This window comes from Candidatus Obscuribacterales bacterium (genome assembly GCA_036703605.1).
GTDB lineage: Bacteria > Cyanobacteriota > Cyanobacteriia > RECH01 > RECH01 > RECH01.
In genome coordinates this window covers 1-1,860 of record DATNRH010001186.1, presented here as the reverse complement: position 1 = coordinate 1,860, position 1,860 = coordinate 1, and the positions used below count along the sequence as shown (strand labels likewise).

Below are 1,860 nucleotides of genomic sequence, written 5' to 3'. Positions count from 1 at the left end.
CAGTTCCGAAGAGCACGAAGCATCCGTGGCGTTCTGGAGCGCCAACGCCCTCGTGGACGACGGCGCTTGCCCCCTCGGCCCCGCCGTTGAGGTGGGGAACTACTGGGGCCCCCTCCCCAAGAAGTTTCGAGAGGATACGCTCGAAGCGTTCATCGACGAGATGGACAACGGCTCTGTGAAGCCGTAGAACACAGGGATGTGGCAGCCCCTTCGGGGGTTGCTGCATCTCTCTTTTTAGACCCCAAAATAGTGCAAAAAATGAATGTGTTTATGGCATAAGTATAGTGATAGATGAATACACTTCGTATCCATTATCACCCGTCTTCATGATTTGGAGAAATCTCATGAACAACAACAACAACAACAACACCAACACCAACACCACCGATCAACTGCACCTGATGGTGCGACTGATCGACACGCTCTTCCAGAGCGTAGGTTTCGGCCTCCCCGCCGAGACCGTGTGGGGTATGGGAGAAATCCTTGTCCAGCCCCGCCGCTCCCCTGCGGAAGAGGAGGCGCTCGACTACGAGCTGAGAAGTTGGTGCGACACCACCGGATTCTGCCGGAAGGATTACGAGGCCTTTATCAAGGGTCTCTCATCCCTTCGGGATCTGAAAGGACCGGAGCGTAGGAGGGTGCGGACCCTGGTACGTCACCTCAAGGCGCAAGCCTTGGTGTGTGAGGAAGGCTGACGAACACAGGGATATGGCAGCCCCTTCGGGGGTTGCTGTGTCCCTCTTTTTAGACCCCAAAATAGTGCAAAAATAGGCCCCTATTCTGGCATAAGTATAGTGATAGGGATATGCACACTGCGTATTCTGTCACCTGGCTTCATGAATAGGGGAACTACCATGAACAAACTTTTCACCACCGTCGTCGCTGCTGTCCGGGTCACCATCAACCTCGTGATCCTCACCCCGATCCTCCTCGTCTCCTTTCTAGTGCAGGCGCCGTTGAGGTGGTTGGACTGGGCGCTGCTACGCGCAGGCACGTGGCTCTCTTTGCCCCAGGGCAAGAGAGCGATGACTTGCTACCTGAACCCACTGGAACTGGGCATGTTCCGGTTCAGGTGGAATACCACCGAGCAGATGAAGGAAATCTGGTGGGACGGGTACCAGGAGGGCATTGATGTAGCCAACGACTTCATTGAGGGTGTAGGTGTCGAGGCGTACGAGAAGTACCAGGAAGACTTGGACAAAAACAGGGAGCCCCGTGGCTGGGACACCGTGTGAGAACATAAGCGGTGGCCCTTCGGGGCTGCCGCTTCTCTCTTTTTAGACTAGAACAGTTTAGTGCGTGGGTTCTTAATATCTTCTACGTGGCTGAACTGCTTGAGAGCTAGCTGCGCAATTGGGTGGCCTGTGAAGATGTTGGTGCTCTTACCCGTTGCCGGGGCATTCTTCATCGTGTCCTTAAGACGCTCGTGTGTCAGCTGACCAATGAAGTCCTGCTGCTGGTGCGGCAACTGAATAATACCGAATAGAGCAGACTCATACTTGATAGGCTTCAGTCCTTTAAGCTTGAGCTTTTCGTTGTAGGTATTAAGCTGGTTTACCTGATGAATCTCACCTGGGTATACGTTGAATAGTTTGTCGGCATCGCCTGCGTGTATAACCTTTGCCCTATCGGTCATAGGCTTAACAACTGTTTCAAAGATTCGGCGCTTAATACGCTGTCCGCCATAAGCCTTAGTAAGCTCGTCAATCATAGTATTACGTACTAGATTGATGTCGCCTGTGGCATCTAGAAGGTCTTGGGGGTTAAGTGCGCCGCCCTGACTTAGTTGTTGTCCTGGTGCAACAGTATCACCAATCTTCACACGTAATCCTAGTTCTTTAGGAACGAAGTGTTCATTGC

General features: G+C 52.8%; 4 protein-coding genes. 3 read left to right on the top strand and 1 reads right to left on the bottom strand.

Annotated features, from left to right (window positions below):
- The 3 genes from V6D20_24700 to V6D20_24690 all read left to right on the top strand — a co-directional run.
- Positions 1-187, top strand: a 187-nt coding sequence (locus V6D20_24700; protein ID HEY9818982.1) for a hypothetical protein, incomplete at its 5' end; no start/stop codon positions are given.
- A gap of 157 nt (positions 188-344) precedes the next feature.
- On the top strand, positions 345-695 hold the full coding sequence (locus V6D20_24695) for a hypothetical protein (protein HEY9818981.1): 351 nt from the start codon (positions 345-347) through the stop codon (positions 693-695).
- Positions 696-854: 159 nt separating this feature from the next.
- Positions 855-1,235, top strand: a complete 381-nt coding sequence (locus tag V6D20_24690; protein HEY9818980.1) for a hypothetical protein — start codon at positions 855-857, stop codon at positions 1,233-1,235.
- A 47-nt stretch (positions 1,236-1,282) separates the two neighbouring features.
- Here V6D20_24690 and V6D20_24685 read toward each other — a convergent pair.
- Positions 1,283-1,860 (bottom strand): hypothetical protein (locus V6D20_24685; GenBank protein HEY9818979.1); only part of this gene is annotated, 578 nt, incomplete at its 5' end.

Coding starts and splice junctions, on each gene's coding strand:
- V6D20_24695 (HEY9818981.1), top strand. CDS start 345: ATGAACAACAACAACAACAACAACACCAACACCAACACCACCGATCAA.
- V6D20_24690 (HEY9818980.1), top strand. CDS start 855: ATGAACAAACTTTTCACCACCGTCGTCGCTGCTGTCCGGGTCACCATC.